The sequence below is a fragment of the Proteus sp. G2675 genome (assembly GCF_963886535.1).
GTDB classification, from domain to species: Bacteria; Pseudomonadota; Gammaproteobacteria; order Enterobacterales; family Enterobacteriaceae; genus Proteus; species Proteus mirabilis.
In genome coordinates this window covers 14887-30179 of the sequence record NZ_CAWPCB010000027.1, presented here as the reverse complement: position 1 = coordinate 30179, position 15293 = coordinate 14887, and the positions used below count along the sequence as shown (strand labels likewise).

21 protein-coding genes are annotated in these 15293 nt (G+C 32.2%); 6 read left to right on the top strand and 15 right to left on the bottom strand.

What is annotated here, in order from left to right; translation table 11 throughout:
- Window positions 1–66: 66 nt before the first annotated feature.
- Window positions 67–309 carry a DUF1480 family protein gene (locus AACQ49_RS06810; protein ID WP_004242567.1) on the top strand — a complete coding sequence of 81 codons (243 nt, stop codon included), beginning with the start codon at window positions 67–69 and terminating at the stop codon, window positions 307–309.
- 299 nt (window positions 310–608) lie between these two features.
- Here the strand turns inward: AACQ49_RS06810 and AACQ49_RS06805 are convergent, their stop codons facing one another.
- From AACQ49_RS06805 to ftnA, 4 genes are all read right to left on the bottom strand, one after another.
- Window positions 609–950, bottom strand: a complete 342-nt coding sequence (locus AACQ49_RS06805; protein ID WP_004242565.1) for a YebY family protein — start codon at window positions 948–950, stop codon at window positions 609–611.
- Window positions 951–997: 47 nt separating this feature from the next.
- The gene (gene copD, locus AACQ49_RS06800; protein ID WP_071233670.1) at window positions 998–1897 is read right to left on the bottom strand and encodes a copper homeostasis membrane protein CopD; all 900 of its coding nucleotides are present in this window, start codon (window positions 1895–1897) and stop codon (window positions 998–1000) included.
- A complete protein-coding gene (gene copC, locus AACQ49_RS06795) occupies window positions 1897–2289 on the bottom strand; it encodes a copper homeostasis periplasmic binding protein CopC (protein WP_004242563.1) in 393 nt (130 codons plus the stop codon). The genes copD and copC overlap by 1 nt, the downstream gene beginning before the upstream one ends.
- A gap of 532 nt (window positions 2290–2821) precedes the next feature.
- On the bottom strand, window positions 2822–3325 hold the full coding sequence (gene ftnA, locus AACQ49_RS06790; protein WP_004242561.1) for a non-heme ferritin: 504 nt from the start codon (window positions 3323–3325) through the stop codon (window positions 2822–2824).
- A 640-nt stretch (window positions 3326–3965) separates the two neighbouring features.
- On the opposite strand from ftnA, the gene AACQ49_RS06785 reads away from it, so the two are divergent.
- The 3 genes from AACQ49_RS06785 to cyaB all read left to right on the top strand — a co-directional run bounded on the left by AACQ49_RS06785 (window position 3966) and on the right by cyaB (window position 6104).
- Window positions 3966–4400, top strand: a complete 435-nt coding sequence (locus AACQ49_RS06785) for a universal stress protein (protein WP_004251473.1) — start codon at window positions 3966–3968, stop codon at window positions 4398–4400.
- Between the two features lie 308 nt (window positions 4401–4708).
- Window positions 4709–5104 (top strand): DUF2628 domain-containing protein, encoded by a 396-nt coding sequence (locus tag AACQ49_RS06780; protein WP_004242555.1) that lies wholly within the window; start codon window positions 4709–4711, stop codon window positions 5102–5104.
- Window positions 5105–5555: 451 nt separating this feature from the next.
- Window positions 5556–6104 (top strand): class IV adenylate cyclase, encoded by a 549-nt coding sequence (cyaB, locus tag AACQ49_RS06775; protein WP_087726581.1) that lies wholly within the window; start codon window positions 5556–5558, stop codon window positions 6102–6104.
- An 86-nt stretch (window positions 6105–6190) separates the two neighbouring features.
- Here the strand turns inward: cyaB and AACQ49_RS06770 are convergent, their stop codons facing one another.
- Complete coding sequence (locus AACQ49_RS06770) at window positions 6191–6928, bottom strand: phosphatase (protein WP_161778951.1); 738 nt, start codon at window positions 6926–6928, stop codon at window positions 6191–6193.
- 172 nt (window positions 6929–7100) lie between these two features.
- On the opposite strand from AACQ49_RS06770, the gene AACQ49_RS06765 reads away from it, so the two are divergent.
- Window positions 7101–7532 (top strand): hypothetical protein, encoded by a 432-nt coding sequence (locus AACQ49_RS06765; protein WP_004247923.1) that lies wholly within the window; start codon window positions 7101–7103, stop codon window positions 7530–7532.
- A 125-nt stretch (window positions 7533–7657) separates the two neighbouring features.
- Here the strand turns inward: AACQ49_RS06765 and AACQ49_RS06760 are convergent, their stop codons facing one another.
- The 4 genes from AACQ49_RS06760 to AACQ49_RS06745 all read right to left on the bottom strand — a co-directional run bounded on the left by AACQ49_RS06760 (window position 7658) and on the right by AACQ49_RS06745 (window position 10273).
- Window positions 7658–8521: a lipase family alpha/beta hydrolase gene (locus AACQ49_RS06760; RefSeq protein WP_004247922.1), complete on the bottom strand. Its 864-nt coding sequence runs from the start codon at window positions 8519–8521 to the stop codon at window positions 7658–7660.
- A gap of 142 nt (window positions 8522–8663) precedes the next feature.
- A complete protein-coding gene (locus AACQ49_RS06755) occupies window positions 8664–9047 on the bottom strand; it encodes an antiterminator Q family protein (protein WP_004242548.1) in 384 nt (127 codons plus the stop codon).
- Window positions 9048–9281: 234 nt separating this feature from the next.
- Window positions 9282–10058: a type I methionyl aminopeptidase gene (gene map / locus AACQ49_RS06750; RefSeq protein WP_004242544.1), complete on the bottom strand. Its 777-nt coding sequence runs from the start codon at window positions 10056–10058 to the stop codon at window positions 9282–9284.
- A gap of 17 nt (window positions 10059–10075) precedes the next feature.
- Entirely contained in the window at window positions 10076–10273 is a 198-nt protein-coding gene (locus AACQ49_RS06745; protein ID WP_004242542.1) for a ParD-like family protein, read from the bottom strand.
- A gap of 375 nt (window positions 10274–10648) precedes the next feature.
- Here AACQ49_RS06745 and AACQ49_RS06740 point away from each other — a divergent pair, with 375 nt between their 5' ends.
- On the top strand, window positions 10649–11209 hold the full coding sequence (locus AACQ49_RS06740) for an AAA family ATPase (RefSeq protein WP_004242541.1): 561 nt from the start codon (window positions 10649–10651) through the stop codon (window positions 11207–11209).
- 62 nt (window positions 11210–11271) lie between these two features.
- Here the strand turns inward: AACQ49_RS06740 and AACQ49_RS06735 are convergent, their stop codons facing one another.
- The 6 genes from AACQ49_RS06735 to AACQ49_RS06710 form a co-directional block, all read right to left on the bottom strand.
- Window positions 11272–11514 (bottom strand): hypothetical protein, encoded by a 243-nt coding sequence (locus AACQ49_RS06735; protein ID WP_004251481.1) that lies wholly within the window; start codon window positions 11512–11514, stop codon window positions 11272–11274.
- A 27-nt stretch (window positions 11515–11541) separates the two neighbouring features.
- Entirely contained in the window at window positions 11542–11955 is a 414-nt protein-coding gene (locus AACQ49_RS06730) for a hypothetical protein (protein WP_004242537.1), read from the bottom strand.
- A 368-nt stretch (window positions 11956–12323) separates the two neighbouring features.
- A complete protein-coding gene (locus AACQ49_RS06725; RefSeq protein WP_004242536.1) occupies window positions 12324–12605 on the bottom strand; it encodes a DUF5339 domain-containing protein in 282 nt (93 codons plus the stop codon).
- 425 nt (window positions 12606–13030) lie between these two features.
- Window positions 13031–13252, bottom strand: coding sequence for a YdcH family protein (locus AACQ49_RS06720; protein ID WP_004242534.1), 222 nt, complete (start codon window positions 13250–13252; stop codon window positions 13031–13033).
- 491 nt (window positions 13253–13743) lie between these two features.
- On the bottom strand, window positions 13744–13920 hold the full coding sequence (locus tag AACQ49_RS06715) for a hypothetical protein (protein WP_004247917.1): 177 nt from the start codon (window positions 13918–13920) through the stop codon (window positions 13744–13746).
- Between the two features lie 216 nt (window positions 13921–14136).
- Window positions 14137–15132, bottom strand: coding sequence for a YbgA family protein (locus tag AACQ49_RS06710; RefSeq protein ID WP_004247915.1), 996 nt, complete (start codon window positions 15130–15132; stop codon window positions 14137–14139).
- Between the last annotated feature and the right edge of the window lie 161 nt (window positions 15133–15293).

The window sequence follows — 15293 nt, the reverse complement described above, 5'->3', positions numbered from 1 at the left end:
GCTGTTCACTTTTAAGCTTAAACTATGAAAGCACAACACAACATCGCATAACCTTGGAGCTATAGCATGAATAAAACAACCTTAAAAATTGCTTGTTATGAAATTGAAGATGTTACTTTGAAACACTCTTCCGATAACCAACTCACTTATGTTCATATTCCATGTGATTATGATAAAGAGTTTTGTATGCAATTAGATGGATGGGATGAAAACACCAGCATTCCTGCGCAACTGAAAGATAAAAATATTCTGCTTTATCGTCATGCTTATGACAAAGAAAACCACCATTGGATTTTAAAAGTAGCCTAATCGCATGTTAAAGCATCGTAAAAAAAGCCAGGTAAATCATTTACCTGGCTTAGGGAAAAGGCTCATTGCGAGCCGTGCGCTAAAAAGTGATACTGAATGAGAAAATAGCGTGTAAAAAACTGCTTATGCCACATCTATTTCACAACCTTATTGTTAAATAATAGCTAACAATATGTAAAGATCCAGTAAACACTCCTACCACACTTCATATTCTTTATAAAAAATCAAATAACTCATTTTTTATCTTTTAAATCAAACAAATAACAAATGTGTTTTTTTATTGCAACTCAATCAAATGATTAGTTTTTTTCACAAAGAGACAAAAATGCACTTTCTATAGCTTCCAGTGATTTTTTCTTATCAGGTGTATTGGGATCAGGAAGTAGAATACTATCAATCAGTTGAGCATTAACTTTGCCACTTTTCATTTGTTCCATGGCAATATTATTAAGTGGATATTGAGCTAAAGTTGCGGGATTAATCACAAACCAAGCACCATCTGCACGACAATTTAGCATGACTTCTTCACGGGTGAATGGCCAAGCATCACCAAACTGAAGCTTACTGACTGTTGATATTGGTGCACTGAAAGTTTGAAAAGAAAAAAGCATCAATATGCCCGCAAATAAAAAACGTTTCATGGTTATCTTCCACTTAAAAAAATAGATTAATACAAGTATATATCAATCTATACAGGTGAGTTAATCGCAAAAATGGCCACTGTCAAAATAACCATGCTACCAAGTAATAACTCAAACCAACTATTAATAAGCAACCATTGAAAGTTATTCTTCTTACGGATATGAGGCACTAATACATACCTATTCACTAATGCCAATCCTAACATCAAGGCAACAAAGGCTATTTTTAGCCATAACATACTTTGGTACTCTGAGGAAAGTTGTGTTGTTGCAGGCCAACCGGGGAGTAACATAATGGCACTCACAATCCCACTAGCTATAACCAATAAAACAGCGAAGTGACCGAATAATGAAAAGCGTTTCATGGTGGCAATAATAGGCTTGATCATGCCATCAGCTAATTCATCTTTATTACGCAAAAACTGTAAGCACACAACAAAAGGCCATAAACCACCAAACCAATACGCTCCACTAATAAGATGGATACTCTGATTTAGTTTATAAATTACGGCTTCACTACCTGTAAACATGGCACTATGGCCAATAAAAGCATGTAGCACAAGCATCAATGTTGAGATAAATAACAGACTAATATTTCTAATGCTACGTTGATGAATAAAGAGAGCGATTAATGCGAGAGAGGATAAAACTAATTGCCATTGCCAAATTTGTCCAAAAGAGGTTCCCAATACGGCTTGCCATATTGTTAGTGACCAAGCGTCTTGCCAGCCATCTCCCATAATGCCTGATTGCACTATCATCCATAAATAAGTAGAAACAAATACAGTGATAGTGCTAATCGCCAATGCTGGACGTAAGCGTACTTGAATAAGAGGAACAAACTTTTCTTTAGCGAGAATGGCAGCCGAACAGCTCAGTCCGAACATGAACATGACTGCCACAAAATGAAAAATTCGGCATAAAATATAAACGTCTTCAGGAGTCATTATTTTACACTAAATTGATAAGAACCTTTTGTTTTGTGCCCATCGACAGAAACAACACTCCAATCTACAGAGTAGTTCCCTTCTGCTAATTCACCTTCTAATGGCAATAACAATTTTGTATTGTTAACGGGATCAAGACTTAATTTACCGACAGTAATTTCTTTACCCTCTTTATCAGTGACTTTTACTTTACTAAAGGCCAACTCAATCCCTTCAGAGAAATCGAGTGTAATCACTTTTGGTGCTTGCGCTTGTTCAATAGCCGCACCCTCTGCAGGTAATTGTGATTTTAGATGTGCGTGTGCTAAGGCTTGTTGGCATGACATGCCTAAAAATAAAACAGCGATGGCGGATAATTTGCCCCATGATGTCTTAAGTGTGTTTAATGACATAATAACCTCTTAAATTACAGGTGATTTTTCTATTTATGATAAAGAAGATTTTATAGCAAATTGACTTTAATATCTGCGCTTCTTTATCGTTGAAATAAAAGGTTGTGAACTAGCACTCAAAATATAACTTATTTAGCGCCATTTTTGTTTCAAATATCACCCTTTTTACACTTAACAAAAATATAATACTTTAATTGACACACTACACAGTTCAATACATAACCAAATAATCTAAAAGCCAAACTAAAATAGGCTATAAATCGACGACTCAAACTAGAGAATAGAAAGAACAGAAAATAGACAAAATAATAATCAGCAAAGCTTAAGAAATGATTAAATTAAAGGAGTAGAAAAATAAAAAATCGATTACGTCTATATAAAATAGTTATATGGATATGCAATATTGCACTAACTGGGTCGATAAAAAAAGCTCTACTGTGCGATTACAGTAGAGCTTGTTATGTTAATCTGAGCAATGCTTATATGCACTTAGCCAACCAGGTTAAAACAGCAGTATAGTTATTCTTATTATTTAAATATGTGCGGATGTAGAAAGAGCACTTAAGTCTTTATCTAACAAGAACAATGCCTTACCGCCATCACCGACCATAGCAAGTTTATCCAGAATAGATTTAAATAACTTCTCTTCTTCATGTTGTTCAGCAACATACCATTGTAAGAAGTTAAATGTTGAGTAATCTTGTGTTGTCATTGCTAGGTGAGCTAGTTTATTAATTTCAGCTGTAATAAACTTCTCGTGCTCATAAGTTTTAGTAAATAAATCAGATAAAGATAAAAATTCAGCGGGTGGTGCTTCAATAGTCCCTAGCAAAGGCATAGCACCTGTATCACTTAAATAATCAAATAAGCGTTGCATATGCTCCATTTCTTCACGGGAATGTGCTTTTAAAAATTTGGCAGCGCCATCAAATCCTTTATCATCGCACCAAGCGCTCATCTGCAGGTAAAGGTTAGCTGAATAAAACTCAAGATTCAGCTGTTCATTGAGTTTATTGATCATATCTTGATGTAACATATTTTACTTCCTAACCATGAAAATTAACATTATGGATATTATGCACAGCTAAAAATAAAAATATAGTAAATTTAAATATACTTTTTATATATTTTATACTTTTAGAGAGAATAAAAATAAAAACCAATCTCATTTATGGTGATTTAAAAACAAATAATAATTAATGAAATTGATTATCATTAACTATTATGGCCAAAACAAATATTAATCACACACAACCTGTTGTATATAAAGGATATTTTTAGTTTTACTCATTTCTTCAAAAATAAATTTTATTAAAACTAAATAAATTCACTTTTTATAATCTTCTATTAAATTTAGTAACGCTCTAAAACTGCACACTCTAATTTATATTAAATATAATTTATCATATGGAATATCGATATTTACTAAAAACATCAAGATATTTTCCTTTATTTATTATCTTTTTTATTGTGTTTTCTACCATCAATAGCAATCTTATGATAGATCAACCTTTTTACATAAAATAAATATGAATATCTCAAAAAATGAAAATATTTCTATTTTTTTATACCGTTTTTTATTTGCACTGATAATATTAAGAGGTGACTGATTTTTGGTGCGTATAATAACAACCCGCTAAAGCCCCCAACATATAAAAGGTTAATGAGGAGCCACTATGACAAAAACTGTATTAGTTCCTATCGATTTTACTGAGCTTGGTTTATTGGATAAAGTTGTCACTCATCTCAAAGCATTAGCGATGGCCGATAAACTAAATATCCACTTTTTATCTGTTATTCCTAGCTATGAGTCCTTTGTCGGATTTGCTTTTGGCAGCCAAGACCGTCTTGCCAATGATAAGCAACGTATTGAAATTGCATTATCTACGTTAAATGATAGTTTATCTCATATTGAAATTCCCAATAGCACATCCCAATCTTATATTTCCGTAGGTAACCCACGCGACCGTATTTTAGAGACCGCAAAAAAAATCCAAGCTGATCTGATTGTGATAGGCTCACGCAACCCTGGAATGAAAACCTACTTACTAGGCTCGACAGCTTCTTCTGTTGTTAGCTATGCAGAATCTTCTGTATTAGTTGTTCGATAACTCAACGCCAAGATTTTTCCTATCAGAAGTCAGGTTACGCCAATAACCTGATTTCTTATTTTTTATCTAAATAATCGCTTTAGAATAAAATTTTATTGTCTCAAAATCTTATTCTTCCTATAAAAAAGAAATAAACATTTTAACAATAAGAATTTTATGAAAATAAACTCATATCGAGCGTAAGATAATATTTATTATACAAAACAATATATTAATAAAATGTTAATAAATTTATATTGTTTGCAAAGTTACTTTATGTAAAAATGCGTTTTTTTATTACTACAATTAAATGACCTCTAACAGGAATTATGATGAATAAAGAATATTCTGCCAAATGGGAAGAGCGTTTTGATTTCTTCGAAAAATATGGTTCTCCTAAATCTCCAGAATACAAGGCTGCATATAAAGCACTGACTTTCGGTAAGCGTATTCTAATTGGGATGAATATCTGGGCTTTCTTCTTTGGCTTTATTTATTTTCTTATCCTTGGTTTATGGCGTAAAGCATTAACTTTATTCGGGATTAATGTTGCTATTATCATTGTGGTAAGTTTTATCGTGGAAGGACTTTCCCTAAGCCCTTCAATTCTCAATGTAGTCAGTATTGTGCTCAACTTCTTATGGGCGGCGACAGCTAATTATGCTTACTACTTAAAAGAAAAGAAAAATGATCAAGGTTGGAACCCGTTCACCGGTGTATTCTGAAAATAGATCAATAAGTTAAGTTTAATTAACATTAATCAAATTAGTAGAAAATCAGTGTTTTTTGCTACCTAAAAGGGCTCATCAGTAGCCCTTTTTTTATGGCTTAATCCTCATTTTTCACCTTTTCCCTCGCCCTTCTCACATATGAAAAATTTACCCAGCGATTTGTGATCATTTAATGAGTTAAGAATTTCACTTTAATATTAAATAAAATACAAGATTTGGCCCTAAATCAAAAACATAAATTATTTTTATAAAATAAATAATTTCACTAAAAAATAACACATAAAAAACACTTATCACTATTTATACAATATTCAATTTATCATTTGCTATATTTTAAATTTAATAACAATATTTATAACCCAGTTAAATCTTAGGGTTATTCTTTAATATGAACAACCAACAATAAATAATGCTATATTGAATAATAAATTGATAAGGAAAAGAGATGTCTGAACACTTTCAAGGTAAATTTGAAGCAGAATTGAAATACCACTTAAAACGACCTCAAGATTTTATTGATGCATTACAACTCGCTGGAGCAACTTTATTTATATCGAAAAATGATGAAACAGATTGGTATTTAGAACATCCCAATACACCTTTCCCTGCTCCCTCTATAAGTTTGTGCGTAAGAAAAATGGTCCCCTCTGGTATCAATTTATTAATTGTAAAAGGCCCAGAACAAGCCCAATGTGAAGCAGTAAAAATAGAAGATGCAGAAAAAACGGTTTCGATGTTTAAAACATTAGGTTATCACTGTATTTTAAACTATACAAAATCCCGTCAAATCTACTTTCTAGACCAATTTCATATCACTATCGATAAATTAGACAATCTTGGCTACTTTGCTGAATTTGCTATTATGACTGATGATGAGAGTAAACTTGCTGACTATAAATTACAGTTACATAACTTAGCATATCAATTTGGCTTTAATGATAGTGAGCAAGAGCATCATAACTATAAAACAATGCTTTTAAGCAAATTAGCTTAACTAACACGATGCACAATCTCGAGCAAATAAGATACTTGAAAAAAGCTAACATTTAATAATGCTAGCTTTTAAGCTTTTTCACTATCTCAAAAATGTTGAAACGCTGTGCTCTCTTTTTTGCCATGAGCTTGTAAAAAATCAAGCACCTTTCTTGGTGATGTATTCAATATCTTCTGTTGTGGAAATTGGATCTCCGCCAATACTTCTAATACTCGCTCAAAATTCCCCAAAGATGATGCAATATGTGAATCGGAGCCTAGCGCAATTAAACCTCCGGCATCAAGCACCGCTTTTGCTATTTCAATGCAGTTTTTCTCACTTCCTACTCGAGAATGTATAAAAGAAGAATTATTCATTTCTAATGCAACATTGAACTCAGCAGCAACCTTTGCGACTTCCTTAATATCTATAGGATATTTAGGGTTTCCCGGATGGGTGATCACCTGTACTAAACCACTACTTATTGTTGCAATAAGCGCTTTAGTATTATCAACCATACCTAGTGATCCCATAACAGGATCATGAAAACCAGCGAGTACAATATCTAATTTTTTACTCATCTTCTCAGTACAGTCGATTTCACCTTTTATATTTTTGATATTTGCTTCGATGCCATAAAGAATACCAACACCATCGACCATTCTGGGGATCACCGGCAAATTTGAAAAATGCCATTCATGAGGAGCGTCATCCATATCGGGACCATGATCTGTAATCGCAAATAGCTTAATCCCTTTCTTTTTAGCTTGTTGAAAATATTCGCTAACCGTACTATAAGCATGTGTACTCGCAATGGTATGTGCATGTAAATCAACTGGATACATAAAGCTCCCCTTTTTCTGGCATACTATAACAACTGACACAATAGCCTTTTTTTTCTAAAGATAAAACCCGTTTGAGATCTTGCTATTTTGATGGTGCGTAAAGAATTACAGATAAAAACCGCTAAATATGCTTTAATCATGAGCATAAATTTTAAAATTAATTAGGCAATTTATGTTCAATTATCCAGCAACATCCCATTTTGACGAAGAAAGTGAAACTTACGAGATTACTTATCGTGATTTTGACAATATACATGCAGTGGCATATACAGAAGATGATATTGAACTAGAAGCCTCAGATATTTTACATGTAGGACTTGAAGAGTTTATTTCGAGTAAAATGCCGATCCCTATGCCTTCTGAGCCTCAATCAGGGGATTTTATTGTTTATCTTCCCCCTATTAGTTGCTTAAAAATCGCATTACATAATGCCATGTTAACAACAAAAACTAAAAAGGCAGATCTGGCAAGAAAAATGAATCTAAATAGCGCCCAAATTGAGCGTTTACTCGATATCAATCAAACTTCAAAAATCGATAGCCTAGAGCAAGCGCTTTACCTATTGGGTTATCACATTGCTATATCTGTGCATAAACAGCGCTAGTTCGATATTTTCATCTAATAAAAAGGTGGCCATAATAATTTACGCCACCTTACTATCATATAACTATCTATCATATAACTATAGAGTATACAAAATAGTATACAAAGTATGACTACTTATCATGATTAAAGTTGCTTACTCGCTAAGTATTTAGCGTGCTGAGTATAAATAGCAACGATATCTTCATTATAACCCACTAACCCTGCAACTTGGTTAACCATATCAATATGATCTTGCGCATAATCATCTTTTATCAATTTGCCTAATCGCATACTCGAGCGACCAACTAAGCCGTCATTTTGTTTTTCAGTAAAGAATGTATTTAACACACGCATTGCCGCATGAGTAGGATCCAGTAGATTCCCCTTTTCCCCAGCAATTAATCCCTGAATATAGCTACCAAAACAGTAGTAATGAACCCCATTGACGATTTCATCACCTTCACCACCAGGGGTTTTAGGTAATGCCTGTGGGTATTTGTTATTAAATTCTGTGACTTGCTCTGTTGTTAAAGACTCTAATGCGGCAATAGCATCTTGAGGATCGCCTCTATGACCAGAAAATGTTGAGATAATAGTACCAAATGCATTTAATACTTTTTCGACAATATATTCTGGGATACTGTCTTTACGCATAATGCGTCGATATAAGTCGGCTATTTCTGAACCATGATTTACACCATTAATTGAAGTTACCGAAGCAACACTATCAGGATAATTAGCCGCAACGTAACGACAAGCTAATGGCCCTTGGCTATGACCTATAAAATTCACTTTTTTCGCTTGTGTCTCTTGTAAGAGAGTCTGGACAAATTGCCACAACTGCTTGCCACGCACTTCATTTGAATTAAAGGCAGAAAGAGAAGCGGTAAAAACTTGATGCCCATCTTGCCTTAAGGCATCTGCAATACCATAAAAGTAGGGAAAACCAACAATTTCATTAAAACCAGCTAAACCATGAACTAAAACGATAGGATATTTCGTTGACATACATCCACTCCTTGGGGTTAAAAACACTTAATTAAATTGCTAACATCCTATTAGCAAATGTTGAACTCATTAGATAAATTGCAATAAACAATATTATTGCAATTCTTTATTTGCTATCAGTTTGTTTAGAATAAGCCTTAAATTACGATCGTAAAGTACTATTTTCATTTTTCTCAATAATAAATATTAATTCGGCCATAATTAACATCCCTTCCACAATGCCTTCTGCTTTTTTGAGTTTTTTTCCGATATAAGTATCAGAGCATCGATGCGCTTGTGCTAATTGAATAAATGTTTGTCCAAATACATAGTAATCGACTAGTAATTCATAATCTTTTTTATGATTTTTTAGTAGTTTACTCATACATACCGAGACTATGATGCCTTGGCGATCAGTACAGGCTTTTCTTAATTTAACACGTATTGGCACATTTTCACGTTTATTTATTGTTAATGTATTGATATATAAATTATTATTTACAACCCATGAGCCCCAGGCTTCCATCAGTTTTGATATTTTTTGCATATAAACATCCTGTTTATCTTTCTAAAATACACTATATGATCACACTGTTTTTTTATACAGTCCTTGTAGTATATAAATATAGTTATTTATCTAAAAAATACAATAGAAATAATAAAATTAAATATCAATATATAAATAGAAAAATAGCTAAAAATAATATTTCTAGCTATTAAAATAATATAAATTTATATCATAATTTTTGCATCAAAAATTAGATAGATATAAATTAATTTATTATGGAAGTGTTTCTTCTGGACGCAAAGTGAGTACTTCATACCCATCAGCAGTAACTAAAATAGTATGTTCTGATTGTGCCGATAATTTTTTATCACGGGTGACTACAGTCCAACCATCTTTTTTGGTTTTTATTTTGTGTCCACCTTGGTTAATCATCGGTTCAATGGTAAAGGTCATCCCTTCTTTTAGTACAACACCTTGTCCTCGAATACCATAATGTAATACTTGAGGGGCTTCGTGCATTTCTCGACCAATCCCGTGTCCACAATACTCTCTTACAACACTATACCCATGACTTTGTGCAAAGCTTTGGATTGCATGACCGATATCACCGAGTGTTGCACCTGGTTTAACTTCTTTGATACCTTCCCACATCGCTTGGTAAGTTGTTTTGACTAATCTTCTTGCTATAGGTGAGGCATCTGGCATGACATACATCTTGCTAGAATCAGCAATAAAACCATTTTTTTCTAGTGTAATATCAACATTAATAATATCTTTACTTTTTAATAGCTCATCGGCTTTAGGAACACCATGGCATACTACCTCATTAATTGAAGTATTAAGTACATACTCATAACCATATTGTCCTTTGCTTGCAGGTCTCGATTGCAGATCATGAGTAATAAAATCGTCTACTTTATCGTTAATTTCTAATGTAGAAACACCTGGCACAATAAAATCATCAAGCATTGTAAAAACTTGGGCTAATAAACGACCTGATTCACGCATTAATTCAATTTCCTCAGGGGTTTTAATCGTAATTTTATCCATATTAATCTCCTTTATATTTACTTATGCTCTTGTTTTATTGCTTCTTTTTCTAACATTTCATTAATAATCATTGGAAACGTTTTTTCTGGATTTAATTCTGCTTGAATACCAATTTTTATCCAAAACTCTGCTTGTGCATTAACTGATCGAGACATCACATTACTCGCTTTACGAAGATACTCATGTAGCTCATCAGAAATTTTTACAATACCCACACTTAACCCTTATATACGAATTATAATAAAACATATATATTATATAATAAAAGTAATCTATTTAGCTTGCAATGACCAGATAGTGCTTCTATTTGGATTTATGTGCTTAAATCTGCATAAATGCGTATCAGTTATTAAAATAGCAATACAAAGTAACCTGATAAGTTATAAAAGAGGTCGATAGATATTGATTGATCTTTGATGCGGATTTATTTTGATATTTTCTCTTTTCGATTATAATTGTAATATCTTGTCCTCCTTTACTTGTTCTCTTTCTTTGCTAGCACTGCTTATTTTTCGCCTTTCTCCCTCTAAAAATTTCTGCATTCAGCCCTCAATCATTTAAAGTCAAAATATATTATTTAAGGAATTACTATGTCCCAAAAACCTTGCCGTATTATTTTAACCGGAGGTCCCGGCTCTGGTAAAAGCACTATTATCAATAAATTAAGAAGAAATGGTTACTCTTGCTCAATAGAAGCTGGTAGAGCCATTATTCAAGATCAAAGTCATATTGGTGGTTCAGCCCTTCCTTGGATTGATCCGCTCGCTTTTGCTGAGTTAATGTTAAGCTGGGAGCTACGATCATGGCATGATGCATCCAATATAGATGATAACAGCAAACCTTATTTTTATGACCGAGGCATACCGGATATAGCAGGTTATTTACACTTTTGTGAGCGCCCTATTCCCCAACATCTTGAAAACGCAATAAGGCTATATAGATATTCTACAACCGTGTTTATTGCTCCACCATGGAAAGAAATTTACTTACAAGATAAAGAGCGCCAACAGACATTTGATGAAGCCGTAGCAACTTATCAAGCGATGCTGGCGATATATAGACAGTATAATTATACCTTAATTGAATTACCCAAAGCCGATGTTAACCAAAGAGTAAAATTTATTATAAACAATATAACATCGCTATCTTAGCTTAGCGCTTATATTGACTATACCATCAAGGACAAAAAATAGACTCTCCTTGATGGTATTATTTAATATGAGGCAATAATTTTTAAATCTGGTTTTTCTCCTCGCATAATAGCTCTTTGCTGTTCATGCACCGCTTCATTAATTGCCTTTTGTTCTTCAACTGTTCGCGTATTCTTTCCACAAACTAATGTTGAACAAACCGGATATCCTATATTATGCGTTCTAGAAGTGCCAATTCCGACACTCATTTGCTCGGTACAGCCAATTAAAAACATAAATGGTATTAACAAAAAAATTGGGCGCATAGTCTTCCTAAAACATAAAGGTTAAATTTAATATGCATCAAAAACATATTTTGGTCTGTAGCTCCACTTAACTTCAACTTCTTGTTTATCTTTATTCCATACAGGTATCGCTTCTGGCAGAATAATCATTGACTGATCATTCTTTCTTATACGTTGTTCCTTTTTATAGGAATATTCGCTATTAGTAGATGTGGTTGGCTCTTCAAATCCAAATTTAAATAATTGATTGAATTTCTGTTTTTCCTCCTTGGCTTGCATTTCAAAACGAGATTGTTTTGATAACATAAATGTGGGATAACGACTTTCATCGTGGTGATATTGAACAGTAGGAGTCGCTATCTCTGTTGCCACCTTTTCTATAGAGCCAGATGTATTTCTCTCTTTATCAACACAACCAACAACTACAAATAGAGCTAAAATTAGAATAAAAGACCAATTCATATCTTAAATAGGAGCAATAAATAGATGTAAATAATTATTCCATAAAATTTATAGACGACAAAATGAATTACAATTATTTCATATAAAAAGCATTCTTTATTCAAGTAACAAAAATATATAAAATAATAATGCAAATAGATGGGTTATGGCGGGATAATTATCTTGATTAGAGATTGTAATATTAAGTAAAAAAGAAATATTTCCACAAAAAAACAAGAAAAAAATAGTTTATATTAAAATAATATTAAGATGACCATATAATAACACTGGTTATTATATGGTCATTGTTACATTGGAAAATTTTAAATTTGAAATAAAAATAAAGCCTTATTATTTTCTAAGCATAAGACTTTAATTAAATCTATTTTTTATTGACCAGCAGACATTTTTTTCATTTGCTCTAAAGAATCTAAAGCTTGTTTACAGGTGCTTTCTTGAACATCTTTAGGTAATGCAGCAAATTGTTCTTTTGATTGAGCATATTGCGCTTTCATTGTTTCTGCTTGTGCTTTAGTTGCATCATTTTGTTCCATTAATGCGACATAGGCATCAGTTTCTTTAAAATAATCTTCGCAAGATTTTGTTAATTCAGCCGAAACAGCAACAGAAGATAATGATAATAAACCTAGTGCTAAAATAATATTTTTCATAAATATCCTATATTTTGTAATTAATAAAAAAAATGATACCTGCGTCTTGAATTTTCATTATCGCAAAGAAAATTAAAATTAGGATAAGGATAATCTTAATTGCCATTATATTTCTGTATGAATATCAGATAAAAAAATAATAATTAACAACTAAAACTGGTATGTTTATAAAAAAACATCTCTTTATAAAAACCTAAATAAAATTTAACTATACAACTTAACTAAATTAAATATTTTTATGCAGTATAAAATAAAAACATATAAACAGTATTAAAACTTTTAGTTCTTATTCACAAACAATCAAAAGATATAAATATCATGAGAAATATTACCTTTAAACCATAATAAAAGAAGGCCATTAGTTATATGGCCTTCTTTTATTATTTCTATTTAATTTTATTAATTACATACAGTACTTATTTGTGCTACTCATCTTCTGGGGGATTTTTTAAGATCTGATGTATTTCTTCTTTTAGACGTAATTTTTGTTTTTTTAATTCAACAACTTCTTCTCCATATCCTCGCCTATCTCGGTGTTCTAAGCGTACAATTTTATGGTCAAGTTCATTATGTTGTTCAAACAGGGCTCGGAAATGGGGATCAGTTTGACGAAGCTTAGCAATTAAATCACGATATTCTGGAAACATATTACCTACCTTCCATTATCAATGAGTGATGAGTGTCATACTACTTTTAAGTCTCCCTTAAATTGCTGTCACTGTCATACTCTTTATGTGAAAAACAAGAGCGATATCAAGTAAAAATTAACATAAAACTACAAAAAAGTAGGATATCGACACACTATTGCATGAAATTGGTCTAACTTAAGACTATAAAACAGGATAAGATAAAAATGCTCATATTTTATACGAACATCACTATTCTTCTATCAAAAAGCACTTATTGTTAATTCTATAAATAAATTTGAATTAAAGTAAAAGAGTTCTCTAATAGTTTTATATACCCATCTATTTGAGACACTAAGCCCAATGCCGCCACATTGGGCTTTTCTTTTTGCAATCAGTAAGTTGATAACACTAATAACTTAACTGATTGAAATAGAATCGCTAACAATCTATTCAATAATTTTTTATCGAGGGTTTTAGTTAAGATTGTTTATTGTTACCCTCGTATTTCATTAATTACTATGACCATTTTTAGATTGTTCTAATTGTAATGCCTGCTCCTTCCACTTGGAAAGGGCTAGCTCCTTTAGCCAATCTGCAAGTAATGGCATCGTTTTTATTGAATCTAATGCAGCTCGCTCTTGTTTGGTTAAACGAATAACAACGACTTCAGTTTTCATTGTAGACATATCAGCCTCTTTTTATAAAAAAAAGAATACTGACATAAAATATAAACAGAACGGTCTGACTTACATCCTTTTACAAAATATTATAATTTAACTTACATTAACAAAGCATTAAATACAAAAAGCAGTCCTATTCCCCTTGCTTTAAATATAAAATTCACTTATTAAAAATAGTTATTTTCTTTCTATAAAAATAGATACAGTAGTGGAATTAATATATTACAAACCATAACGTAATCTTAAAGATTGAGGATAAGGATAAAAGTATTTTTGTTTACTCAGATAATTATCTGGGTATTCTGATAAGTAATGATTAATTAATGTTAATGGTGCCAATAAAGGTTGTATTCCTTGACGATACTCTAAGATCAATTGACTTAATGCTTGTCGCTGCTTAGAAGTTAAATCTTGCTTAAAATATCCTTGCACATGCATAAGAACATTAGTGTGATTACGACGAGTGGCTTGATGTTGTAATAGAGCCATAAATCGATTACGGTATTCAACAAAGAAAGTCTCTAATGAATCCCAATCTTTATTGTTAGCAACAAAGCGCCCTAGTTGCCGATAAAGCGGTTGTGAATGAGCTAATAACAATAGTTTGTATCTTGTATGAAAATCAATTAATGCCTGGCGAGTAAAGTTATTTATTTTCAATTGATTTAGCTCATTAAGCGCAAACACCCGTGTAATAAAATTTTCTCTAATATAGGGATCGTTTAACCGCCCATCTTCTTCTATAGGTAACCACGGCATTATTCTTTTCAGATTTTCAGTAAAAATGCCTGTACCCGATTTTTTATTGCCGTTGCCTATTGGATCATAAACCCGGACACGTTCTAATCCACAACTGGGTGATTTCGCACACACGATATAACCGCTAAATTGATTAAATCTCCTCAAATATTCTATAGAGTAATCATTCATCATTTGGGTTAAGTCACCTTCACTTCCATTACTAAATTTTAACCTAACTTCACCAGTCTTAGACTGAACTAATCGTAATGCTGGTCTGGGTGTCGGTAAACCAATAGCCATTTCTGGGCAAGTAGATTGATATTCAAAGAACTCAGATAATTCATCAGCAGCAAGATGACAACATTTATGCCCACCATCAAACCTCACTTTATCCCCTAATAAGCATGAACTAATACCTACGATAATTTTTTTATGCGTAAAATCATTTTGTTTAAGACTCATAAGAGTTTTGGGCATGGCTATGACCTCATATGAAACAATCACCTAACCTGACTAATCAGATTAATAAATCTATGCTCATAATTTATCTTAGTAACATAATGCTACTTTTACTATGTTTATCATTTAATTAGTTTGTAAAATATTATTAAAAGAAAGGATAGCCGTTAACCACTGAT